Here is a 19,714-nt window from a genome sequence, read left to right as displayed (position 1 = left end):
GTAGATTTATTTTTGATACGATTCCAAAGTTAATTATTGCCTATTTTACCAATTGACAGCGGCCGATATGGCACAAAAGAGATGCTTGCTGTCTTTGATGATCAGAAAAAAATAGACTATCAGTTGCAAATCGAGGGAGCAGCTGCCATTTCACAGGGAGAAATTGGCATGATTCCAAAAAAATCTGCCCAAAACATTTTTGCCGCATCAAGATCCGGTAAAATCTCTGCCAAGCGGGTAAAGCAGCTAGAGGCAAAATCAGATCATGACACTGCTGCTCTGGTAGAAGCACTAAGTGAGAAATGCCAAGTAAATGCAAGGCCGTGGATTCACTATGGTTTAACAAGCAACGACTTGGTTGATACCAGCACATCAATGCAGATGAGAGACGCACTAGCAATAATAGAGCCAAAGGTCGCAAGACTGGCTCTGCTTTTGGCAAAAAAGGCAATAGAGCACAGAGAGGTTCCAGCAGTTGGACGAACGCACGGCCAGCACGCAAGTATCATTTCATTTGGATTAAAATTCGCAAACTGGGCATCCGAGATGGCAAAACACGTAGAGCGAATCGAAGAGATAAAAAAGCGAGTTCTGTTGTGCAAGACACTTGGTGTAGTAGGTACTGGCTCACTAATGGGTGCAAAGGCAATCGAGGTCCAAAGACGAGTCTCAAAAAGGCTAGGATTGTTCCCAGTAGAGGTCACCACTCAGATCATACCGCGAGAGCGATACGCAGAATATGTTTTTCAGCTTGCTCTAATTGGAAGCACACTAGAAAAAATCTCAATAGAGATTAGAAATTTGCAGAGAACCGAAATCGCCGAAGTGGCAGAGCATTTCAAGGAAGGTCAGATGGGAAGCAGTGCAGTTCCAGTCAAGAGAAACCCAATCAAAAGTGAGCGAATATCATCACTGTCAAAGTTATTGCGCAGTCAGATGAGCGCATCATTTGAAAACATCCCCCTATGGCATGAGCGAGACCTATCAAACTCGGCAAACGAGAGATTCACAATACCAATGTGCTCCATTTTGCTTGATGAAATGCTAGAGACGATGCTCAGAATCATTGACAAGTTACGAGTAAACACGGAAAAGATAGAGCAAAACCTGTATGTCACCAAAGGGCAAATCTTTGCAGAATTTGTCTTGGAGGCCTTGATCAAAAAAGGCGTTCCAAGATTTGTTGCATATAGAGATGTCCAGCGAGTTGCATTTGAAGCCCATGACAAGGGAATCGATTACTCTGATGCAATCAAAAACGACAAAGCCGTTTCATCAAAGCTAACAGAAAGTGAAATAGACGAAATATTTACGCCGCAAAGCCACTTGGGTGCAGCGCCTCAAATAATCACAAACGTAAACAATACAGTAAATAAAATCTGCAAAAAATTCATCTAGACTTTAGCAGTGCTTTGTGAATCATAGAGCCATACTGTAATGCCTTTTTTCTTGCATTTGCAGACAAATCCGGAACGCCCACTTCAATGGCAAGCTTTCGTATAATGTGCTTTCTTTGCAGATCATTTTCATCTGTAATTTTCTGATCTATTGGAATGGTCTTGGCAAATTTGATAAAATCCTCAGACAATAACGGTTGGACTATTTTGACGCCAAACTCAAAGCAGATCTGATTTATTGCTCTCATCATATTGATTTCATTGTCTAGCTTGGCATCCATCAGAACCATTACGGCATCATTTCCTTGTTTTATTGCGTCCCGGTACCCATTATAGCCACAAAACAACTCATCTATTCCATTTGCCGTTACCACCATATCCAACCCAAGACTTTGTGCAAGCTTGGATACATGATAAAATGCAATACTGTTTTCATTCCAAGACAGATTGTCAGTGTTTATTGTGGTGTTGATTTTTTTTGAAATGGAATCAAACTCGTCAGGATTTATCTCCAAGACATGATGTGGTAATTTGAGAAATTCGTTGACTTGTTTTGCAAATTTAATGTCATGTGAGTCTGCAAATCCTATTGTGAGTAATGTAACATCATAATTCATTATGTTGCATAGTTTGGCAATCAGGGTGCTGTCAACTCCGCCAGAAAATGCAATTCCAATTTTTTTAGACGGCACAGTTTGCGTTATTGCAGATTTGATTTTTTCCAACAACACACCAAGATTCATGTTTTTGCAATTATACCCCCATACAAAGAAGTTACTGTTTGGTAAAGACTATTATCCAATTGTTATACCACAGTATAATGAGACCAATGTCACTATCTGATGAGCAAATCAAAAACGAACTAAAATCATTAAGCGGTTGGGCAGTAAAAAACGGCAAACTGCACAAAGACTTTGCATTTTCTGATTTTGTCGAAGCATTTTCGTTTATGACCAAAGTCGCCTTGCATGCAGAAAAGATGAATCACCATCCAGAATGGTTCAATGTGTATAACAGAATCACAATAGACCTAATGACTCACGACGCTGGCGGCATTACACAAAACGATGTTGAGCTTGCCAAGTTCATCGAGTCTGCAATCTAGGCTCAGCAGCTCTATTGAATATATAGGCACAAAACAGAGGCATTTTGCAAATGACACTGACCAATTCCACCATACTAGATTCGGATTTTAGATACATTGACAAAAACGGTACTCTGTTAAAATCAAGAACGGAATTATCCATCGCACAGATGCTCTCGTTTTTGGGAACATCATACGAATACCAGCACAAGTTGACACTGTCAAGCGGAAAAACAGTACTGGTTGATTTCAAAACAAGCGACGGCAAGCTAATCGAGGTAATTGATTCAGAGTCAGACATTGCAAAATACAAGGAGATAAAATCAGACAACCACACCATCATGGCAATAGGCCATCCACAGTTTGCTGCAAAGCTCAAAGAGCTAGAAGAGATTGTGTTTTACGACACCAAGGACGCCCAATCCGGCTCTATCTTCATTGAGGACCCATCGTTTGCATTTGACTATGCGCATATTTTACCACTAGTTGAAAAATGCTCCATTCTGCACGGCCACACATCCACTGTTCTAGTGGAGTTAGTAGGTGATATGAAAAACAATTTGCTAATTGATTTTGGTGAGGCAAAAAAAATCATCAAAGAAGTAATCGGAATTTTGGATCATAAGTTCTTCATAAACAGAAAATACCTCAGAACAGAAGATCAATCACATTATAGAATATCATTTGAGGGACCAAAGGGAATGTTTGACATGCAAGTACCAAAAAATACCACATTTCTCCTAGAAGGCGAAGCTACAGTGGAAAATCTCTCTACTGAGATAATCAAGCTCCTAGTGCCCAAGCTACCAAAGAACATTGAAGCCGTAGGCGTATACATTTACGAAGGATACAACAAAGGCGCACACCTGATTTCCAAGATTTCCAAGTATTAGGCATGGAACCAAAGATCAAAGAGACCGCATGGAATCCAGAGCTTGAAGCAAAGATCCTAAAACAGTGGGTAGACTCTGGCCTGTACGATTTTGTGCCTGAAAACAAGAATTTTGTCATAGACACACCCCCTCCATATCCGTCCGGTAGGCCTTGGCACATTGGAGCGGCAGCTCACTATTCCCAGATAGACATGATAGCTAGAACTGCACGAATGAACGGCAATCATGTGTATTTTCCAATTGGTATAGACCGAAATGGACTGCCAGTAGAACTATACACAGAAAAAAAGCACAACATCAGGATGCAGGAAACGGAGCGAAGCAAGTTCTTGGAGTTGTGCAAGAGTTCTCTGGACGACCTAGAAGCAGAAATGTTACAGATAATGAAAAGCCTAGGACTCTCTGGCAATTTTGCAAACTATTACAGAACAGACTCTGAAGAATACAGAATCCTGACACAATCCACCTTTATTGAATTATGGAAGCGCGGAACAATCTACAAGGCGACTCGCCCAAACAACTACGACTGGGTTTCTGGCACCACAATTGCCGATGCAGAGATCCAATACCAAGACATTCCAACCAAGCTAGTTTACATGAAATTCAAAATCAAGGATTCAGATAGAGAAATCATCATAGCTAGTACCAGACCAGAATTGCTCTGCGCATGTCAGACCGTAATAGTAAATCCAGACGATTCAAGATACCAAGATGTCATTGGAAAACAAATCATTGTTCCAGTGATTAACAGAGAGGTCACTATCAATACACATCATTCCGCACAGATGGAGTTTGGTTCCGGTGCAGTAATGGTCTGCTCGTATGGTGATCAAAACGATGTTGCTCTATTTCGAGAAATGAAGCTAGAAGAAATTGTTGCAATTGGGATGAACGGCTTGATGACAGAGTCTGCCGGAAAATATGCAGGCCTCAAAGTCAAGCAGGCAAGAAACCAGATAGTCGAAGACCTACAAAATGCTGGACTAGTTGAGAAAATTGAGGAAATTACGCATAGAACTCCTGTTTCTGAGCGCAGCAAAATCCCAATTGAAATCATACCCATGGAGGAATATTACGTAAAGCAGATTGATGTTATAGAAAAAATTCGCGAAATCGGACAGAAAATCAAATTCTATCCAGATATGCACAAGCAAATCCTGATGAATTGGTTGGATTCGATTTCAATTGACTGGCCTATATCCAGAAGACGATACTATGGAACAGAGATCCCAATCTGGTACTGCAAGGCTTGCTCAGAGCCACATGTTCCAACTCCTGGAAAATACTACAAACCATGGGTGGATCCTGCACCATTTGACAAGTGCACAAAATGCGGAGCAAGTGAGTTTGTTGGAGAGACAAGAACATTTGATACTTGGATGGACTCGTCAGTCTCACCATTATTCATCTCAAAGTACAACAAGGATTCAGAATTTTTCAAAAAGACCTATCCAGCGACTCTACGACCACAGGCTAAAGACATTGTTCGAACCTGGCTGTACTATACCATACTGCGATGCGAGCAGCTGACTGGCTCCAGTCCATGGTCTGAAGCTTGGATAATGGGATACGGCCTAGACGAGAAGGGAATGAAAATGTCAAAGAGTAAGGGCAATGCAGTGGATCCACTACCAATAATTGAGAAATTTGGAGCAGATACTTTTCGATTCTGGAGTGCATCAGAGATCAACCATGGTTACGACTTTAGGTGCTCTGAGCAAAAAATAGAGGCGACAAAGAAGTTCCTATCCAAGCTTTGGAATGTATCTCGATTCATTTCCAGTTATAGTATAATAGAAAATGCAGAGCCAACTGCAACTGACAAGTGGATCCTATCAGAATTGGACCGAGTCATTGCAGAATGCCAAAAAGGATACTCTGAATACAACTTTTTTGTGCCTGCAATATCAATTCGCGAGTTCACCTGGAATTTGTTTGCAGCCCACTATATTGAGATGGTAAAGGCGCGTGCATATGGAGAAGGCTTTACAGAGGCAGAGAAAAACGCTGCAATCTACACCTTGCACAAGGTTTTATCCACAATACTGCTCTTGCTTGCGCCAATTTCGCCATTTATCACGGATCATCTCTGGCAGGAACTATACTCTAAAGAAACAATCCACAAACAAAAACGCCCAAATTCAGAAGGCTTTGTAGACATGAGTCAGTACACAAAGGAAATTGAAGAATTCAATTCCAAAGTTTGGAATGAAAAGAAATCAAAAGGGTTGTCACTCAAGGACACCATAACGATAGAAATCCCAGAATCACTCAAACAGTTTGCAAAGGATTTGATTCCAATGCATAGAATTCAGTAGAGTTTTCAGACATTATTTGTTTTACAGTTATTTCCTAGACAACAATGCAAAAATTCCACCCAGTGCATATGATATTGCAATTAGTATCCTAGACAAAAACACCGCAAATGGCTGATTATCCAAAAATATCGTATTATCAATTTGCACTGCAACTGCAACAAATGCCAGCGATACAGCACCTACCATCAGTTGCTCGTTGTTTGCCAATCCACTAAATCGTCGCATGAAAATGTACGTAGAAAGATTGCCAAGGCCAATACCAAACAATATCAAATATTGAATCATTGATGGAAACGCTGCAATTAACGCAAATGGCAAAGCCCAGCATAGGCCGTTTACTGCCTTGACTGGAGTAGGCCAGCTGACGCTGTTTTTCATTCTCTGTCGAATCCTCATCAGTTTTGCCCGAGATTTTGCAAAATACGCACCAAAAGGAATGCCAAATGAGGCAATCCACACTATAATATACCAAAACATGGGATAGTTCTGCAGTGAAATCATCAGGCTAAGTGTAGATGCGACAGATACTGCAACTGACACCAAAACAAAGAGAACTCCAAATGCTCTTCTTATTTGTAACAGCTGATCATCCAATGATACACTACAAAATCCAGAACAATATTATCGATGAGATTATTTTTTGTTGTTTTGTGGTTTAGGCTTTGAGTTGTTTTGCTGTTTTGGTTTTTGATTTTGTGGTTTTTGGTTGCTCTTGATTTGCGGTTTTATCATCGATACAAAGTATCGATGCCATGAAACATCGCCGGTCAGCTCCGGATGAAATGCAACGCCCAAGATGTTTCCTTGTTTTACTGCAACCACTTTTTCATTGAATTTTGATATTGTCTGAACGTCCTTGCCAATTCCTTCAATTGATGGGGCGCGAATAAACACACCGCGGGATTTTGGAATTCCTATTGGTTGTGCAGATATTTCCGCCTCAAATGAGTCGCGTTGTCGTCCAAACGAGTTTCTCTCCACTCGCACATCTAATAATTCCAATAATGGCTGGTCCATTTTGCCAACAACTCTGTCCTTGGCATTTTTTGAAAGCAAAATCAGGCCTGCGCATATTCCAAAGACAGGCATTCCTTTTTGGATTTTGTCCTTGATTGTCTTGATTGCACCATTGACCAGAGACATTTGGCCCATCATGGTGCTCTCGCCCCCTGGCAAGATCAATGCGTCCAGTTTTGAAATCTCCGATGGTGTCTTTACTTGTCGCACAATACCTTTGATTCCTGCTCGTCCAAGGGCTGCACGAGTTGCAGCAATGTTTTCTGCAACATCTCCTTGCATTCCTAAAACGCCAATGTTTACGCTCATGCCGTGCTACCACGTTCTTGCATTCGTAGTTCCAAATTCTTTACATCAAGGCCTAGCATTGATTGTCGCTCATCTATCATTCTCTGGGCTTCTTTGACCTTGTCCGCATCTTCCCAGAATGTAGTAGCCAATACGATTGCTCGCGCTCGTTCTTTGGCATCCTCTGCCTTGAATATGCCAGAGCCAACAAAGATTCCATCGCATCCAAGTGACATCAAATATGCCGCATCTGCTGGTGTTGCAATTCCGCCTGCCGCAAAATTCACAACAGGTAATCTGCCAACTCTAGCAGTTTGCTCCACCAGATCATATGATACTTTGAATTCTCTTGCAATTCTGACCAAGTCCTGGTGATCCCCAGAATCATAAACTGATTTAATTAATCGTAATTCATCATTTACTTTTTTGATGTGTGTTACTGCTTCTGCAACATTTCCAGTTCCCGGCTCACCTTTGGTCCTAATCATTGCAGCACCTTCCTCTATTCTTCGCAATGCTTCTGCAAGAGATCTTGCACCATTGACAAATGGAGTTGTAAAGTCCCATTTCCAGATATGATGGGTTTCGTCTGCTGGGGTTAGGACTTCGGATTCATCAATCATGTCCACGTTTGTCTCTTCTAGTACGCGAGCCTCATAGACATGGCCTATTCTACACTTTGCCATGACAGGAATTGTTACTGCATCCATTATTTCCTCAATTACTCGTATGCTTGCAGTTCTTGCAACTCCACCTGCCTTTCGCACATCGGATGGTAATTTGTCTAAAACCATTACAGAGACGGCTCCTGCTTCTTCTGCTATTTGGGCCTGCTCTACTGTTGTGACATCCATGACTACACCATTTTTTAGCATGTGAGCAAATCCGCGCTTGAGTGTGGATGTTCCGCGTACCGTAGAAAACGCACCTACTCGCTCACTTACTTTTCCCTTTGCGCTAGGTAGGTCGCCGGAAAGTGGAATCATAGAGGAAATGGTTGAATTTGCATATTTATAATACGCGACACAATCGACCCAAAAATCACACAATAGACAATTCAGAGTTGGTGTTTTTCATTGCGCGATGAATCATTCTCACAAACAAAAACATTCCTGCAAGTATTACAAATCCCGATATCCCAAATATTACAAAAGGCTGAGGAAAAGACCCAGCACTCACAATCACATCGCCAATTGTTCTAATTGCAATTGCCGATATTATCAAGATCAATGGAATGTGATTAAAGTCCAAAAACCTAATTGATTTTTCAAGTATTGGCGGAATCATAATCGGCAAATACAGCATTATTGTTATGCCAATAAAGCCGATTGCAATATAGTGTATTGTCAGATCATACAGCGCAAAGTTCGTCAGATGCATAGCATGAATTGTGCCCAGAAGCAGCCCTGCAAGCAAAAATCCGTATGCAATTCTTGAGTGTAGAATTATTGTGTGGTATCTTTTCTTTTTCTCACCAGATATCAGCTTGAGAATCTCGGTGTCATCAAACCCTCCAAAAACATACAAAGACAACACGAAACACGACACTGTTGCTATCAAAGATATGTTAAATGCAACATCGAGAATCATGGATGGAAAGATTCCAGATGCTAACGCAAATGCGCCAGAGACAATTGCCAAGCCAACAGATACTACAACTATCCTCCTTTTTGGCCGAATAAAGCCCAAAAATGAAGGTAGGGTCTTGTATTGGATTGCAAATATCATCAAGATTGGGAAAAACAGCCACATTTGTTTTTGAATTAGAACATTTTGATGCACATCAAATAGCGACATTACCTGAGATGCGACAAGCAGTGAAATCGAAATTGCAATAAAATAGTCAGATTCCCGCAGTAGTTTTGGCAGAATGCGCAGCGTGTAAAACATCAGCCCTCCAAAAATAGAAACGCCAATCAGTCTCAGCATTGTCGCAACATCAGAATAATCGCCAGACATGACACTGCCAGCAAAGTCAACTGCTATTGAGAATACAACAAAGAGATACGATATCTTGGCAAGTTTGTTAGACGGTGTAAGCTCGTTTCGCATTCTAGGTATTATCATGTAGCCAATTCCCATTATCATCAGTGTGACAAAGCCGTTTAGCTGGAAAATTCTGTGCACTGAAAAGATAGGCGTTATCTGTTCTGGCATTGCGATTCCAAAAAAGCCAAGCATCCAGACAGAGCCAATTCCGGTTCCAATAAACGACAAGATAACACCGGTAACCAAAAACGGCTTGCTGACAGGAGTGTAGTTGATTGTGCTCAATTCTGTTTTGCGTAATCTATGAGCTTTTCAAGTTCTAGCTCCACATTTGATATCAGAGGCGGAACAAATGTAGATGTCGCATTTTGTTCTGCCCACTGGATATGCTTTGTTTTGCCGTTTAGCGTTACTTTGAGTGAGAATTTTGTAAATTCGGTTTGCGATTCGTCTGCAGAAATGTTGTCAATTGGCAATTGCATAAAGCCAGTCTCTTTTACCAGTGCAGTGAGCTTAGTTACGTTCCCCTCTGGCAAGATCATGGTTTTCTCCACGGGCGTAACATCCGGTACGGTCAGAGTATACCTAAGCGCGCCATCATCAGATATGGTCAGGATTTCGGATTTTTGGGGCGCAAGCCTGTCAGTTACCCCAAGTGAGATTTTTTTGAGATCATATTTTATCAGTTCTATGTTGATTTTATCGTCAGCATTCGCCGCAGAAAACGGAATCTGCGGATTCATAATCATCGGGATTGCAATCAAAATGGCAAAAATCACGGGAATTGACGCACCAATGATGAGAATAGGCTTTGCCATACACAGTGAATTTTTGAATTTATAATAAATCTAATTTTTTGACGGCACCAGTTAGAATAAATCCAAGTCTGGATTTGTGTAATTCGTGGGGTCGTAGCCCAGCCTGGCAAGGCGACTATGATTGACAAAGTCATCGCTAGAGGCTCCAGAAGTAATACAATCCAAACTGATTTCACAAGATGATGTGAGTTTGGAGCTGCAGTGACCTGTAGATCGCCGGTTCAACTCCGGTCGGCCCCACGTTATCTTGATTTATTTCGTAAAACGTTTAGCGCGGAGCCCTGTCTGAACCATTCAATCTGCGAAGAGTTGAATGTGTGCGACAGGGAAATCTCTTCTTTCTTTCCGTCTGCGTGTGTAATTATGCATCGTATTGGTTTTCCCTGCTCTAGCTGGCCCAAGTCCACCAGACTCAGTCTGTCTGTTTCCTGAATTTTGTCATAATCAGTAGGATTTGAAAATGTCAATGCAAGCAGTCCTTGTTTTTTGAGGTTTGTCTCGTGGATTCTTGCAAATGATTTTGCGATTACTGCACCACATCCCAAAAACCTCGGAGTCAGTGCCGCATGTTCTCTACTGCTTCCTTCCCCATAGTTGGTGTCGCCGATTATTACCCACTTGAGGCCTTTAGCCTTGTATTTTCTTGCAATGCTTGGAAAAGACTCTATAGTATTATCTAGTGCGTTTTTGCCCTTGCCCACCTCGCCAGAAAATGCGTTTACTGCGCCCAAAAGCAGGTTGTCACTCAGCTTGTCTAGGTGTCCCCGATACGATAGCCAGGCTCCTGCGGGGGAAATGTGATCAGTTGTGCACTTGCCCTTTGCCTTGACCATTATTGGTAAGTCGATATAGTCCTTGCCGTCCCACGGAGCAAATGGCTCTAGTTTCTGCAGTCTTGAGCTGCTCGGATCAATTATCACACTAACGGAGTCTGGGTTTTGCGACGGTCCAACATAAACATCCACTCCAGCCTTGAACCCGTCTTTTGGGACATCTGGTGCGATTTCTGGCGGTGCCAGCTTGAATTTTGTTCCGTCTTGTGCTGTTAGCTCATCAGTAATTGGGTTGAACGATAGTCTTCCGCCAAGTGATAATGCAATTATCAGCTCAGGACTTCCAATGAAATTCATTGTGTTTCGTTTTCCATCGTTGCGTCCAGGGAAATTTCGGTTAAACGAAGTGATTATAGTATTTGGATTGTCGTTTTTGAGCTCAGGTCTGCTCCACTGGCCGATGCATGGACCGCATGCGTTTGCCAGTACAGTTGCGCCAATATCATCTAGCATTTGCATTTGTCCGTCGCGCTCTATTGTTGCGCGGACTTGCTCAGAGCCAGGTGTCACTAATAATGGAATCTTTGATTTTATTCCTTTTTGTTTTGCCTGCTTTGCAACAGACGCTGCACGGGACATGTCCTCATATGATGAGTTTGTACAGCTACCAATTAACGCAACAGAAATGCCATCAACATAATTGTTCTTTTTGACATCATCTGCCAGCTTGGAAATTGGTCTTGCCAAGTCAGGCGTGTGTGGGCCAACAATGTGCGGCTCTAGTTTTGAGAGATCAATTGTTATTACCTTGTCAAAATATTTGCCAGGATTTTTCACCACATCTTCGTCTTCTGTTAGTATATCCTTGTGCTGATTTGCAATTTCTGCAAGCTGTCCGCGGCCGGTAGCTCGCAGATAGTTAGCCATCTTTTCATCATATTCAAAAATAGAGCATGTTGCACCAATTTCTGCACCCATGTTTGTTATGGTTGCCTTGCCAGTGCAGCTTATTGTCTTGGCACCTGGGCCGAAATATTCGATAATTGCATTAGTTCCACCCGATACGGTTAGCTGGCCTGCAACATAGAGTATGATGTCTTTTGGCGCAGTCCACCCACTCATCTGTCCCGTAAGGTATACCCCTATTCTTTTTGGATATAGCAACTCCCAAGGCATTCCCGCCATGACTTCTGCTGCGTCCATTCCGCCAACCCCTACTGCCACCATTCCAAGGCCTCCTGCGTTTGGCGTGTGTGAGTCGGTCCCAATCATCAGTCCTCCCGGAAACGCATAGTTTTCCAGCACCACTTGGTGTATGATGCCGGCGCCTGGCTTCCAGAATCCCGCGCCGTATTTTTTGGCAGCAGATTCCAAGAACGTGTAAACCTCATTATTTTCATAAATTGCAAGCTTGGTGTCTTCTTTTGCACCGATCTTTGCCTGAATCAGATGATCACAGTGGACTGTGGTTGGCAGTGCGACTTGTTTTAGTCCTGCCTGCATGAATTCCAGCATCACGGTTTGCCCCGTAACGTCTTGCAGTGCTACTCTGTCGGGTTTCAAAAAGACATAGCTCTTTCCTCGCTCTGGCTCTTTTCCATCAAATTCCGCCAAGTGACCTACAAGAATTTTTTCAGACAATGTAAGTGGGCGATTGACAACATTTCTAAATTTGGAAATGTTTTGTTCTAGTTTTTCATAGACAGCAGTTACGAGCTTTGGTGTCGTCTCTATTTCCACGAATTAATAATTCCCTGTCAATTAGTTATAAATCGTATCAGGCTTTTTTTGTTTGAAAATTTAGTTATTCCTAACAGTTATAAGCAAAAAGCAGCTTTACCATGTAGGTACGGGGCATGATTCATTGTATTATTTCCAAAGGAGTCCATCTGCATGGTCAATAAAGGATTTCCAAGCTTCGGCATGTCGCAAGCAGGCTCGTACATTGCTGCCCTGAAAAACTATAATCTGCCTGATTTTATTTTGAAAAAAATTGCCAAAGAATGCGGTTCAAATCTTTTAGAGCGAGGTCGTCTTGACGATAGACTTCAAAGCATGAATGACACCGCTCTTGTCATGTTGCACCGAATTTTTATCGACTGCGAAAGTGATGACGCCGGCAAGTTTGCCGACTTTAGATTTTATGCATACGTAGCAAGCATGTATCATAAATGCGATATTTTGATCAACGAAACAATTCCTGGTGCCTCTGGCAAAAACCACAAGGTTCCAGTAGCAGTCAAAAACAACGGCATGTACATTGCAGTTGCATTTAACAAGTCCACCGGAACTCCAGTTCAAAAAAGAGAAGCAATCAAGTTTTACGGCATAGTAGATGACGTCAAAAAGGGTGACCACGGAACAATGCTGACTGATGCAATCTTTGGCACATCAGTTGGCTTCAAGGGCGATTCCCTAGTCGAGCTAGAAAGGCTCAGCAAGTCAAGAAAGTCAGACGCCGAAAACAGACTTGAAATCAAGACTGCAAACTTTGAGAACAGAATCTATTCTGTGACCAAGTGCAGCTAGATCCACTGGATGTTTTTGCTTTCATAGTATTTTCTCTTGGCACGCGAGTGTCTTGGCCTCACATGTAAGACAGACTTGCAACATGGACATTTTATCTCCTGGGTTTTCAGGTAGACATCGCATATTCCGCATCTTTTCTGCCCGTTGTATTTTAGTGAAAACTCACCCAGGCATTCCTTGTATTTTGTCTTGCAATATCCCCTGCAAACCAGCATGATATTATTTCAAATCAGGACGGATTAAAAGAGCGGGTGATTATATTATGACCGAAGCTCGGATGCATCAAGTGTCATAAAGTATGGTTGTGATGCATTGCGCTCAAAGTTTTTTCCGTATTGCTCAAATGCTAAATCCTTGAAGAGGTGCTTTGACCAGACGTCATGCACCACCTCATATTGCTTTTTGAATTTTTTTTGGCGCAACAATTCGTGTGCTAGCTCATGCGACACTACGGTGCAGTTTTTCTGACACATCAACAAAAACTCGTCTTCTTTTGGCTTGACCCACAATACCATTGCAAAATTTTCTGCATAGTATCCTTCGCATGTGCAGTCAGTCCACATGGGCCTAAAGTTTGCCAAATAGAAATGAAATGTGTCCTTGTCGCGAGACTTGTGATCTTCTACTAGTACTGCAGTATCCAGTCTTCGAATCAGGCTCTGCTTTGGCACTATCATCTGGTCGCATTTTACATCATAATCTAAAGAAAATGTGTCTTTGATCCATTTTTTGTAGAATTGCGCCATCTGCTGGATGTACTCAAATTCCTCGGTCCTGAACTCTAGGTCTTCCTTGGTAACCAAGAATATGAAATGTAAAAGCATGACACAAGAAAAAGAGGTAAGTGTTTAAGACTGACCCTCAATACCCATCAGGGTTAATGTAGATCGAATTTTCTCTATTTTTCGAATCTTCCACGTAATGGTCTCACGTAACGCCTCTACTGTTGGGGATTCGATTTTGGCCAAGATGTCGTATGCACCAAAAGTGCCGTGAACCTCTTTTACGCCATCAAGTGACTTTAATTGCTTGATTATGGCTTCTTCTGAACCCAGTTCACAGTTTATCAAAACATATGCTGTTGCCATGATTAAAGTATACACCCCGGGATATATCAATAAACCTATTGCCAGTTTCTATTTTTGTGAAATTTTCAGTATTTCACTCCAGATCTGAGTAGGTACTGGCATGACAGAAAGTCTCGATATTCGTAAAAGCTCCCAGTTTTTGAATTTTGGATTTGTCTTGATCTGTGCTAATGTTACTGGGTTTTCCAGTCGCTTTTTGTATTTTACATCAACTACAACAAATCTCGGATTTTTTTCTTTTGGGTTTGGATATGGATTGGATGTTATTTCCATTATGCCAACAATTTGTTTTTCATCGCCGCTGTGATAGAAAAACGCCTGATCACCTTTTTTCATCGAATTGATGTGTTTTATTGCCAAGTTGTTGTGGACGCCATCCCAGGTAGCGGTCTTTTCCTTTTGGAGCAAATCTAGGTTGTAGGTGGACGGCTCTTGCTTGCACAGCCAATAATTCATAATATGAGCAGATTTTGTAAATCTAATATTTTTTTGCTAGAATAATGTACCCCGGCACTGACTCACACGTTCTCACAGGTCTTTAGCCTATTTCCTCAAACATGCTCTGTGACCGGGGTAGCCCCATGTCGCATACCTGGGTGGACCCAGAAATCATGTTTAAGCATCATATCATTCTAGTCCGTCTGTATGCCTTTGTTAGGGCAAAAACGGTAGCAATTCTCTCAAATATTAAGTCAGACCCAGAATCTACAGAATAAAATCAGACAGTACCAACTCAAAGCCGCTTACTGGAACACGGATCTTAAAGTTCTCAATCACCTCAGGACTGATCTCGCCCACAATGCCTACTTTTTTGTCCCCTACCAAAACATTGGCAGTCTTGCCCTTTGCAAACATTGGATTTTCCGAAGTCTTGGTACGGCATTCAATGTTAGAGTCTGTCTTGAGTAGAGATTTCAGCACGGACTTGATTTCAGTATATCCAGAATCCTTGTGTGCAGAAACACATGCCAGCGAAATAGATTCTATGATTGGAGAATTTCCGGAAAAAACGATTCCTGTTTCAAATAATTTTTGTGGATATTGCTCGTGAATGTTTTTTGAGAGGTTTTCCAACAGTCCCGGCAGAATAGAGTCGCGCAGTACGGTGTGCTCTTGGCTTTTTGATTCTGCAACCTCGATTAGCTTTGCAGAGTCACGCTTTGTGTTATTGTATAGTATTTGCTTGCTTGTAAGCGACGAATTTAGTGCCTCAGTATAACCCAGGCCAATCATGATCTGTCCAAGCTGATCAAGCTTGAGTGTTGTTATGCTTTTTTGTCCAACAGATACAGATGATGGAAGTGTTGGGACGAGGTTTTGAATTCCATATCCCAGTGCCACTTCTTCAACCAGATCCATTGGGCCAAAAATATCAAAGCGATAGCTTGGAATTGTGCAAGAGATTTTTTTGCCTCTGGCTACTGCATCCAGTCTGCATTTTCGAAGCATGTTGCAGATTTGTGCAGACGACAGATTCAGCCCCAGAGTTTGATTTACTAAATTAGAATCAAGTGGGATGTTTCTTGCTTTTAACGAGTCGGCCGAGCTTTTCTTATCTGTTTTCATATCGTATAGAGTAAAGCCCAAGCCCTGCAGTGCAGATGCGACCACAGATAATGTATCAGATACTGCGCCAGAATCATTTCCAGTTACTTCCACGAGTATATTCGTAGTAGATGTGGTGACTGTGGTCAGTGCAGAGTTGATTATTGGTGGAAAAGAGATGGTGTTTTGCTGTGCATCCAGAATCATTGGAACGCCAGAAGCATTCCCAAGTATTGGGGAATATTCCTTGCCAGCATCCATGGTATCGAGGATCTGCGATACAGAGACTTTCTTGTCTGTGGCAAGCGGCACAAACTTGTGATCTCTGGATTTGACAGTGTACAATAACGGAAGTTTTACGGCATCAAGGTTGTGTATCCCAATTGATGCCTTTTTGCGCCTTCTTCCAACGCCAAAGTGAAGGTCTTCTTGTAGTGCAATTAGCTGTCGAATGATTTCATCATCTAGCTTGCCTCCCCTTGCAATCAACCCCAAAACATATGGTCGGATCTTTTTTACTGCAGGATCTGTCTTGATGGAATAGTTTTTGTCAGCTTTTTTGATTGCTAGCTTGGCAATTCCTTTTTTGATCCCAAGCAGTCCCTGGAGTCCGGTTGCAATTCCAACATCTGTCGCATAGTCTGGCCTGTTTGGGCTGTATTCTACTCGAATATACTGGTCTGTCTGCTCTTCTATGTCAAGGCCCAAAAACGGTAGCGCGTCAATTATCTTGTTTTTGTTTGTTTTGCCTACGAGTTTTTGCAGCCTTGAAAGATATAGTGTGACTACTGGCATTTTGGGGTGCTCCTCAGCCAGCTTAGGTTGTTGTTGTAAAATTCGCGAACGTCATCCAGTCCGTACTTTAGCATTGCAATTCTCTCAATTCCCCCACCCCACGCCAAAACAGGACGCGTGATTCCAAATGGCCTAGTCACCTCGGGTCGGAATATTCCCATACCAAATAGCTCAATCCACTTGTCCAGCTTTTCATTGTACACCATTGTTTGCAAGGATGGCTCTGTGTATGGGAAAAATGTGGGCCAGAATTTTATTTTGTTTAGGCCTAGCTTTTTGTAAAATTGCGTCTGGATTCCCATCAGGTCTCGCAGCGAGACATTTTTTCCTACGACAATTCCTTCCACTTGGTTAAACTCTACTAGATGTTTGTAGCTAACCTTTTCATTTCTGAATACACGTCCCAATGAAAACACTCGGGCTTCACTTGGCTTGTGCTCTGCTAGATATTTTATGGTGACACATGTGGTGTGGGTTCGCAAAACCATTTTTCGTGCAGCATCCAGATTCCATGGATATTTCCATCCCTTTTTGTGAGAGGCAGAAACAGAGTTAATCTGGGCTTGGGTTGCAAAGTTTTGTGCAAGCTTGTCTTTGATGTAAAATGTATCTTGCATTTCCCTAGCAGGGTGGTCCTGTGGTGTGAACAATGCATCAAAGTTCCAAAACCCAGGCTGTGCTAGATTGCCTGCAATTTCCGTAAAGCCAAGGCTGACAAAGATTTCGCGAATTTCGCCAATTGTGTCTTTGAGTGGGTGAGTTTTTGCTGCATGAATCATAGGAACGTCCGCTTCAACATCTATTGCACCAGAGTCAGCTGCATCAACGTCAATTGACTTTGCCTGCTCCGATAACGAAAGCGTCTTGGTTTTGACAGATTCTAGTATGATATAGTCAGGTCTTTTTTTGAGTGATTCCAGCGCGGCAGAATCTTTGATCTGGTCTTGTTGGACTTTGCCTTCACCTATTTGCGAGAGGATTTTCTCCTCGCTTGTCGGGTCCGGCTTTGTCTTTAGCGAAACAATGCTTCCAGAATCATTTTTTGTTATTGTTATCCAATCGTTTTTTTTGGCATTTGCAATTGCCACATTCATCTCATCTAGTAGTTTTTTTCGCAGCTCATCAAATGGTACAGGTGCACCAGAAACCAGATTTACCAGTTTTCGTTCCGGTAGTCCTTCCTTGTTTGCCACAAGTCCGTTTTTGCCCAAAGCAAAAAACAATTGTTCTGATTCTTGCACCACTGCCAGATTCTTTAGTCGAAGCCACTCTATTCCGCGCCTTGTCTGGTCTGCAGAAAGTTTGGTTTTTTCCATGATTTGTGATTCTGTGAGATTTTTTTCAGCTTGTAATAGTTTGATTATTGTTTTCTCAATTGGATGGAGAACTTGAGACAACAGCAAAACGACCCGAAAAGACTTTTTAAACCTTAACCTAACTTGACCATGGATGCCTTCTGATGATTTCATTGTCACTCCCTGGCACGTAGAAGGAGAAATTGACTATGACAAGCTCATCAAACAATTTGGCACGGAAAAGATTACGCAAGAAATTCTAAAAAAAATCGAAGCCGTGACTGGTGAGCTTCACTTTATGCTCAGGCGCGGCGTTTTCTTCTCGCACCGAGACCTGTCGAGAATTCTCTCAGATTACCAAAAGGGAAAAAAGTTCTTTTTGTATACAGGACGAGGCCCCTCAGGCCACACCCACATTGGTCATCTGGTTCCATGGGTTTTCACAAAGTGGCTGCAGGAAAAATTCGACACAAACCTGTACTTTCAGCTAACAGATGATGAGAAATTCTTTGCAAAGCAAGACCTAACACTAGAGCAGACAAGCAAATTTGCCTATGAAAATGCGCTAGACTTTATCGCACTTGGATTCAAACCAGATAAAACAAAGATAATCATCAACACCAAAAACATCAAGACCCTATACCCCATTGCATCTCAGGTTGCAAAAAAGATCAATTTTTCCAACACCAAGGCTGTCTTTGGCTTTACAAACGAGACAAATGTTGGCATGATATTTTATACGTCGCTCCAGTCGGCCCCGTGCTTTATTGAGGACAGGCCGGTTCTGATTCCGCTTGGGGTAGACCAAGATCCGCACTTTAGAATAACGCGCGATGTTGCACCACGCATAGGCAAGGAAAAGCCTGCGCTAATCCACAATATTATGATCCCAGCACTCTCAGGACCTGGCGGAAAAATGTCCGCATCAGAAGAATCCGGTACAATATACACGACTGACACACCAGAGCAGATCAAGAAAAAGATAAACAAGTACGCATTTTCCGGAGGCCAGTCAACGGTAGAAGAGCACCGCAAAATTGGTGGAAACCCAGACATTGATGTGTCGTATCAATATCTGAGAATCTTTTTTGAGCCAGACGACAAGAAGCTAAAGACAATATACGACGACTACAAGTCAGGCAAAATGCTCACAGGCGAGCTAAAGGCAATCCTAATCGAAAAGGTAACCGAGTTTCTGGTTGCACATCAGCAAAAAAGGGAAAAAGCCAAGGACCAGATCGACAAATTCCTCCTAGAAGACAAATGAAGACGCGAGTAATCTGTCAGGACAAACACGAAGCAGCCAAGCTTGCAAGCCTTATTTTCATCAAGGATGGGAAAGAGACATTCATCTCATCAATTCTAAATGTGTACGACAACGAAGTTGTAATTGCACTAAAGGACAAGTCCGCTCACTCCATTGTCCTAAAGGACACAATCCAAGTAGACATTTTTGTTGATTTTATCCAGTCTGTTTTGGATAACGTAAATCAGATAATAGATACCAAGACAATCATAGAAACAGTAGAGATCACAAAGGGCTAGACTAGTGACTTGTCCATCTCATTAGATAGTGTCTCTTCTACTTTGAGAAAGTATAGTTTTGTGGATGTGGGCATTTTGTGCAGGTTGTTATCCACTGCCATCATAAAATAGCGAACGGCTCTTTTTGATATATCCAAGTTGAACTTCATTGGCAGTATGGGATCCTGTTTTACGTTGATTTTATCCACGAGCCAGGACGGCGCCATTTCCTTTGCTTCTTTTATTACTATACCATACCAAAACGCCAGGCTTTCCGGATGAAGGCCTTCCTGCAGGCCCGTAACGTCGTTTTTGAACTTTTTTGACATGTGGTTAATCAGAGTCAAGCACGGAATTCTTG

The 19,714-nt window shown here is 42.2% G+C and carries 21 protein-coding genes and 1 tRNA gene; 8 read left to right on the top strand and 14 right to left on the bottom strand.

From position 1 onward, the window contains the following. Window positions 1-36: 36 nt before the first annotated feature. Window positions 37-1,398 carry an adenylosuccinate lyase gene (gene purB / locus NAQ_RS09815; RefSeq protein ID WP_100183341.1) on the top strand — a complete coding sequence of 454 codons (1,362 nt, stop codon included), beginning with the start codon at window positions 37-39 and terminating at the stop codon, window positions 1,396-1,398. Here purB and NAQ_RS09810 read toward each other — a convergent pair. Continuing rightward, window positions 1,391-2,140: an asparagine synthase C-terminal domain-containing protein gene (locus NAQ_RS09810; protein ID WP_100183340.1), complete on the bottom strand. Its 750-nt coding sequence runs from the start codon at window positions 2,138-2,140 to the stop codon at window positions 1,391-1,393. The two genes, purB and NAQ_RS09810, sit on opposite strands and share 8 nt — an antisense overlap. A gap of 86 nt (window positions 2,141-2,226) precedes the next feature. On the opposite strand from NAQ_RS09810, the gene NAQ_RS09805 reads away from it, so the two are divergent. The 3 genes from NAQ_RS09805 to NAQ_RS09795 are packed head-to-tail and all read left to right on the top strand — an operon-like array spanning window position 2,227 to window position 5,692. After that, window positions 2,227-2,502, top strand: a complete 276-nt coding sequence (locus NAQ_RS09805; protein WP_100183561.1) for a 4a-hydroxytetrahydrobiopterin dehydratase — start codon at window positions 2,227-2,229, stop codon at window positions 2,500-2,502. Window positions 2,503-2,552: 50 nt separating this feature from the next. Further along, entirely contained in the window at window positions 2,553-3,374 is an 822-nt protein-coding gene (locus tag NAQ_RS09800) for a 6-pyruvoyl trahydropterin synthase family protein (RefSeq protein ID WP_100183339.1), read from the top strand. Window positions 3,375-3,376: 2 nt separating this feature from the next. Beyond that, window positions 3,377-5,692, top strand: a complete 2,316-nt coding sequence (locus NAQ_RS09795; RefSeq protein ID WP_100183338.1) for a valine--tRNA ligase — start codon at window positions 3,377-3,379, stop codon at window positions 5,690-5,692. Between the two features lie 27 nt (window positions 5,693-5,719). On the opposite strand, the gene NAQ_RS09790 is transcribed toward NAQ_RS09795, so the two are convergent. The 5 genes from NAQ_RS09790 to NAQ_RS09770 are packed head-to-tail and all read right to left on the bottom strand — an operon-like array spanning window position 5,720 to window position 9,804. Further along, a complete protein-coding gene (locus tag NAQ_RS09790) occupies window positions 5,720-6,286 on the bottom strand; it encodes a hypothetical protein (protein ID WP_100183337.1) in 567 nt (188 codons plus the stop codon). Window positions 6,287-6,325: 39 nt separating this feature from the next. After that, window positions 6,326-7,018, bottom strand: coding sequence for a pyridoxal 5'-phosphate synthase glutaminase subunit PdxT (gene pdxT / locus NAQ_RS09785; RefSeq protein ID WP_100183336.1), 693 nt, complete (start codon window positions 7,016-7,018; stop codon window positions 6,326-6,328). Beyond that, window positions 7,015-7,983, bottom strand: a complete 969-nt coding sequence (gene pdxS / locus NAQ_RS09780) for a pyridoxal 5'-phosphate synthase lyase subunit PdxS (protein WP_100183335.1) — start codon at window positions 7,981-7,983, stop codon at window positions 7,015-7,017. Before pdxS ends, pdxT begins: the two co-directional genes overlap by 4 nt. Window positions 7,984-8,038: 55 nt before the next feature. Then, a complete protein-coding gene (locus NAQ_RS09775) occupies window positions 8,039-9,271 on the bottom strand; it encodes a hypothetical protein (protein ID WP_100183334.1) in 1,233 nt (410 codons plus the stop codon). Further along, window positions 9,268-9,804 carry a hypothetical protein gene (locus NAQ_RS09770; RefSeq protein ID WP_100183333.1) on the bottom strand — a complete coding sequence of 179 codons (537 nt, stop codon included), beginning with the start codon at window positions 9,802-9,804 and terminating at the stop codon, window positions 9,268-9,270. The genes NAQ_RS09775 and NAQ_RS09770 overlap by 4 nt, the downstream gene beginning before the upstream one ends. 87 nt (window positions 9,805-9,891) lie before the next feature. On the opposite strand from NAQ_RS09770, the gene NAQ_RS10260 reads away from it, so the two are divergent. Beyond that, window positions 9,892-10,044 (top strand) — tRNA-Trp (locus NAQ_RS10260). Between the two features lie 2 nt (window positions 10,045-10,046). Here NAQ_RS10260 and NAQ_RS09765 read toward each other — a convergent pair. Further along, window positions 10,047-12,317: an aconitate hydratase gene (locus NAQ_RS09765; protein WP_100183332.1), complete on the bottom strand. Its 2,271-nt coding sequence runs from the start codon at window positions 12,315-12,317 to the stop codon at window positions 10,047-10,049. Window positions 12,318-12,470: 153 nt separating this feature from the next. On the opposite strand from NAQ_RS09765, the gene NAQ_RS09760 reads away from it, so the two are divergent. Beyond that, window positions 12,471-13,106: a hypothetical protein gene (locus NAQ_RS09760; protein ID WP_100183331.1), complete on the top strand. Its 636-nt coding sequence runs from the start codon at window positions 12,471-12,473 to the stop codon at window positions 13,104-13,106. On the opposite strand, the gene NAQ_RS09755 is transcribed toward NAQ_RS09760, so the two are convergent. The 6 genes from NAQ_RS09755 to pheS all read right to left on the bottom strand — a co-directional run bounded on the left by NAQ_RS09755 (window position 13,103) and on the right by pheS (window position 17,931). Next, a complete protein-coding gene (locus NAQ_RS09755) occupies window positions 13,103-13,321 on the bottom strand; it encodes a hypothetical protein (protein ID WP_100183330.1) in 219 nt (72 codons plus the stop codon). The two genes, NAQ_RS09760 and NAQ_RS09755, sit on opposite strands and share 4 nt — an antisense overlap. 45 nt (window positions 13,322-13,366) lie before the next feature. Further along, the gene (locus tag NAQ_RS09750; protein WP_100183329.1) at window positions 13,367-13,930 is read right to left on the bottom strand and encodes a hypothetical protein; all 564 of its coding nucleotides are present in this window, start codon (window positions 13,928-13,930) and stop codon (window positions 13,367-13,369) included. Window positions 13,931-13,954: 24 nt separating this feature from the next. Beyond that, window positions 13,955-14,194: an Lrp/AsnC family transcriptional regulator gene (locus NAQ_RS09745; protein ID WP_048187091.1), complete on the bottom strand. Its 240-nt coding sequence runs from the start codon at window positions 14,192-14,194 to the stop codon at window positions 13,955-13,957. 48 nt (window positions 14,195-14,242) lie between these two features. After that, window positions 14,243-14,653, bottom strand: coding sequence for an EVE domain-containing protein (locus NAQ_RS09740; protein ID WP_100183328.1), 411 nt, complete (start codon window positions 14,651-14,653; stop codon window positions 14,243-14,245). Between the two features lie 246 nt (window positions 14,654-14,899). Beyond that, a complete protein-coding gene (pheT, locus tag NAQ_RS09735; RefSeq protein ID WP_100183327.1) occupies window positions 14,900-16,534 on the bottom strand; it encodes a phenylalanine--tRNA ligase subunit beta in 1,635 nt (544 codons plus the stop codon). Further along, a complete protein-coding gene (pheS, locus tag NAQ_RS09730) occupies window positions 16,525-17,931 on the bottom strand; it encodes a phenylalanine--tRNA ligase subunit alpha (protein WP_100183560.1) in 1,407 nt (468 codons plus the stop codon). The genes pheT and pheS overlap by 10 nt, the downstream gene beginning before the upstream one ends. 52 nt (window positions 17,932-17,983) lie before the next feature. Here pheS and NAQ_RS09725 point away from each other — a divergent pair, with 52 nt between their 5' ends. Next, window positions 17,984-19,096 carry a tryptophan--tRNA ligase gene (locus NAQ_RS09725; RefSeq protein WP_100183326.1) on the top strand — a complete coding sequence of 371 codons (1,113 nt, stop codon included), beginning with the start codon at window positions 17,984-17,986 and terminating at the stop codon, window positions 19,094-19,096. Next, entirely contained in the window at window positions 19,093-19,374 is a 282-nt protein-coding gene (locus tag NAQ_RS09720) for a hypothetical protein (protein ID WP_100183325.1), read from the top strand. Before NAQ_RS09725 ends, NAQ_RS09720 begins: the two co-directional genes overlap by 4 nt. On the opposite strand, the gene NAQ_RS09715 is transcribed toward NAQ_RS09720, so the two are convergent. Further along, the gene (locus NAQ_RS09715; RefSeq protein ID WP_100183324.1) at window positions 19,371-19,682 is read right to left on the bottom strand and encodes a hypothetical protein; all 312 of its coding nucleotides are present in this window, start codon (window positions 19,680-19,682) and stop codon (window positions 19,371-19,373) included. The genes NAQ_RS09720 and NAQ_RS09715 overlap by 4 nt on opposite strands. Window positions 19,683-19,714: the final 32 nt, after the last annotated feature.

The sequence above is a fragment of the Candidatus Nitrosotenuis aquarius genome, assembly GCF_002787055.1.
Taxonomy (GTDB): Archaea; Thermoproteota; Nitrososphaeria; order Nitrososphaerales; family Nitrosopumilaceae; genus Nitrosotenuis; species Nitrosotenuis aquarius.
This window is presented reverse-complemented; position numbering and strand designations above follow the sequence as displayed.

Excerpts from the sequence above, each read along its gene's own strand:
- NAQ_RS09770 (WP_100183333.1), bottom strand. The coding sequence starts at position 9,804 with ATGGCAAAGCCTATTCTCATCATTGGTGCGTCAATTCCCGTGATTTTT.
- NAQ_RS09755 (WP_100183330.1), bottom strand. The coding sequence starts at position 13,321 with ATGCTGGTTTGCAGGGGATATTGCAAGACAAAATACAAGGAATGCCTG.
- NAQ_RS09795 (WP_100183338.1), top strand. The coding sequence starts at position 3,377 with ATGGAACCAAAGATCAAAGAGACCGCATGGAATCCAGAGCTTGAAGCA.
- NAQ_RS09750 (WP_100183329.1), bottom strand. The coding sequence starts at position 13,930 with ATGCTTTTACATTTCATATTCTTGGTTACCAAGGAAGACCTAGAGTTC.
- pdxS (WP_100183335.1), bottom strand. The coding sequence starts at position 7,983 with ATGATTCCACTTTCCGGCGACCTACCTAGCGCAAAGGGAAAAGTAAGT.
- pheT (WP_100183327.1), bottom strand. The coding sequence starts at position 16,534 with ATGCCAGTAGTCACACTATATCTTTCAAGGCTGCAAAAACTCGTAGGC.
- NAQ_RS09720 (WP_100183325.1), top strand. The coding sequence starts at position 19,093 with ATGAAGACGCGAGTAATCTGTCAGGACAAACACGAAGCAGCCAAGCTT.
- NAQ_RS09805 (WP_100183561.1), top strand. The coding sequence starts at position 2,227 with ATGTCACTATCTGATGAGCAAATCAAAAACGAACTAAAATCATTAAGC.
- NAQ_RS09725 (WP_100183326.1), top strand. The coding sequence starts at position 17,984 with ATGCCTTCTGATGATTTCATTGTCACTCCCTGGCACGTAGAAGGAGAA.
- NAQ_RS09800 (WP_100183339.1), top strand. The coding sequence starts at position 2,553 with ATGACACTGACCAATTCCACCATACTAGATTCGGATTTTAGATACATT.
- NAQ_RS09745 (WP_048187091.1), bottom strand. The coding sequence starts at position 14,194 with ATGGCAACAGCATATGTTTTGATAAACTGTGAACTGGGTTCAGAAGAA.
- pdxT (WP_100183336.1), bottom strand. The coding sequence starts at position 7,018 with ATGAGCGTAAACATTGGCGTTTTAGGAATGCAAGGAGATGTTGCAGAA.
- NAQ_RS09760 (WP_100183331.1), top strand. The coding sequence starts at position 12,471 with ATGGTCAATAAAGGATTTCCAAGCTTCGGCATGTCGCAAGCAGGCTCG.
- NAQ_RS09810 (WP_100183340.1), bottom strand. The coding sequence starts at position 2,140 with ATGAATCTTGGTGTGTTGTTGGAAAAAATCAAATCTGCAATAACGCAA.
- NAQ_RS09715 (WP_100183324.1), bottom strand. The coding sequence starts at position 19,682 with ATGTCAAAAAAGTTCAAAAACGACGTTACGGGCCTGCAGGAAGGCCTT.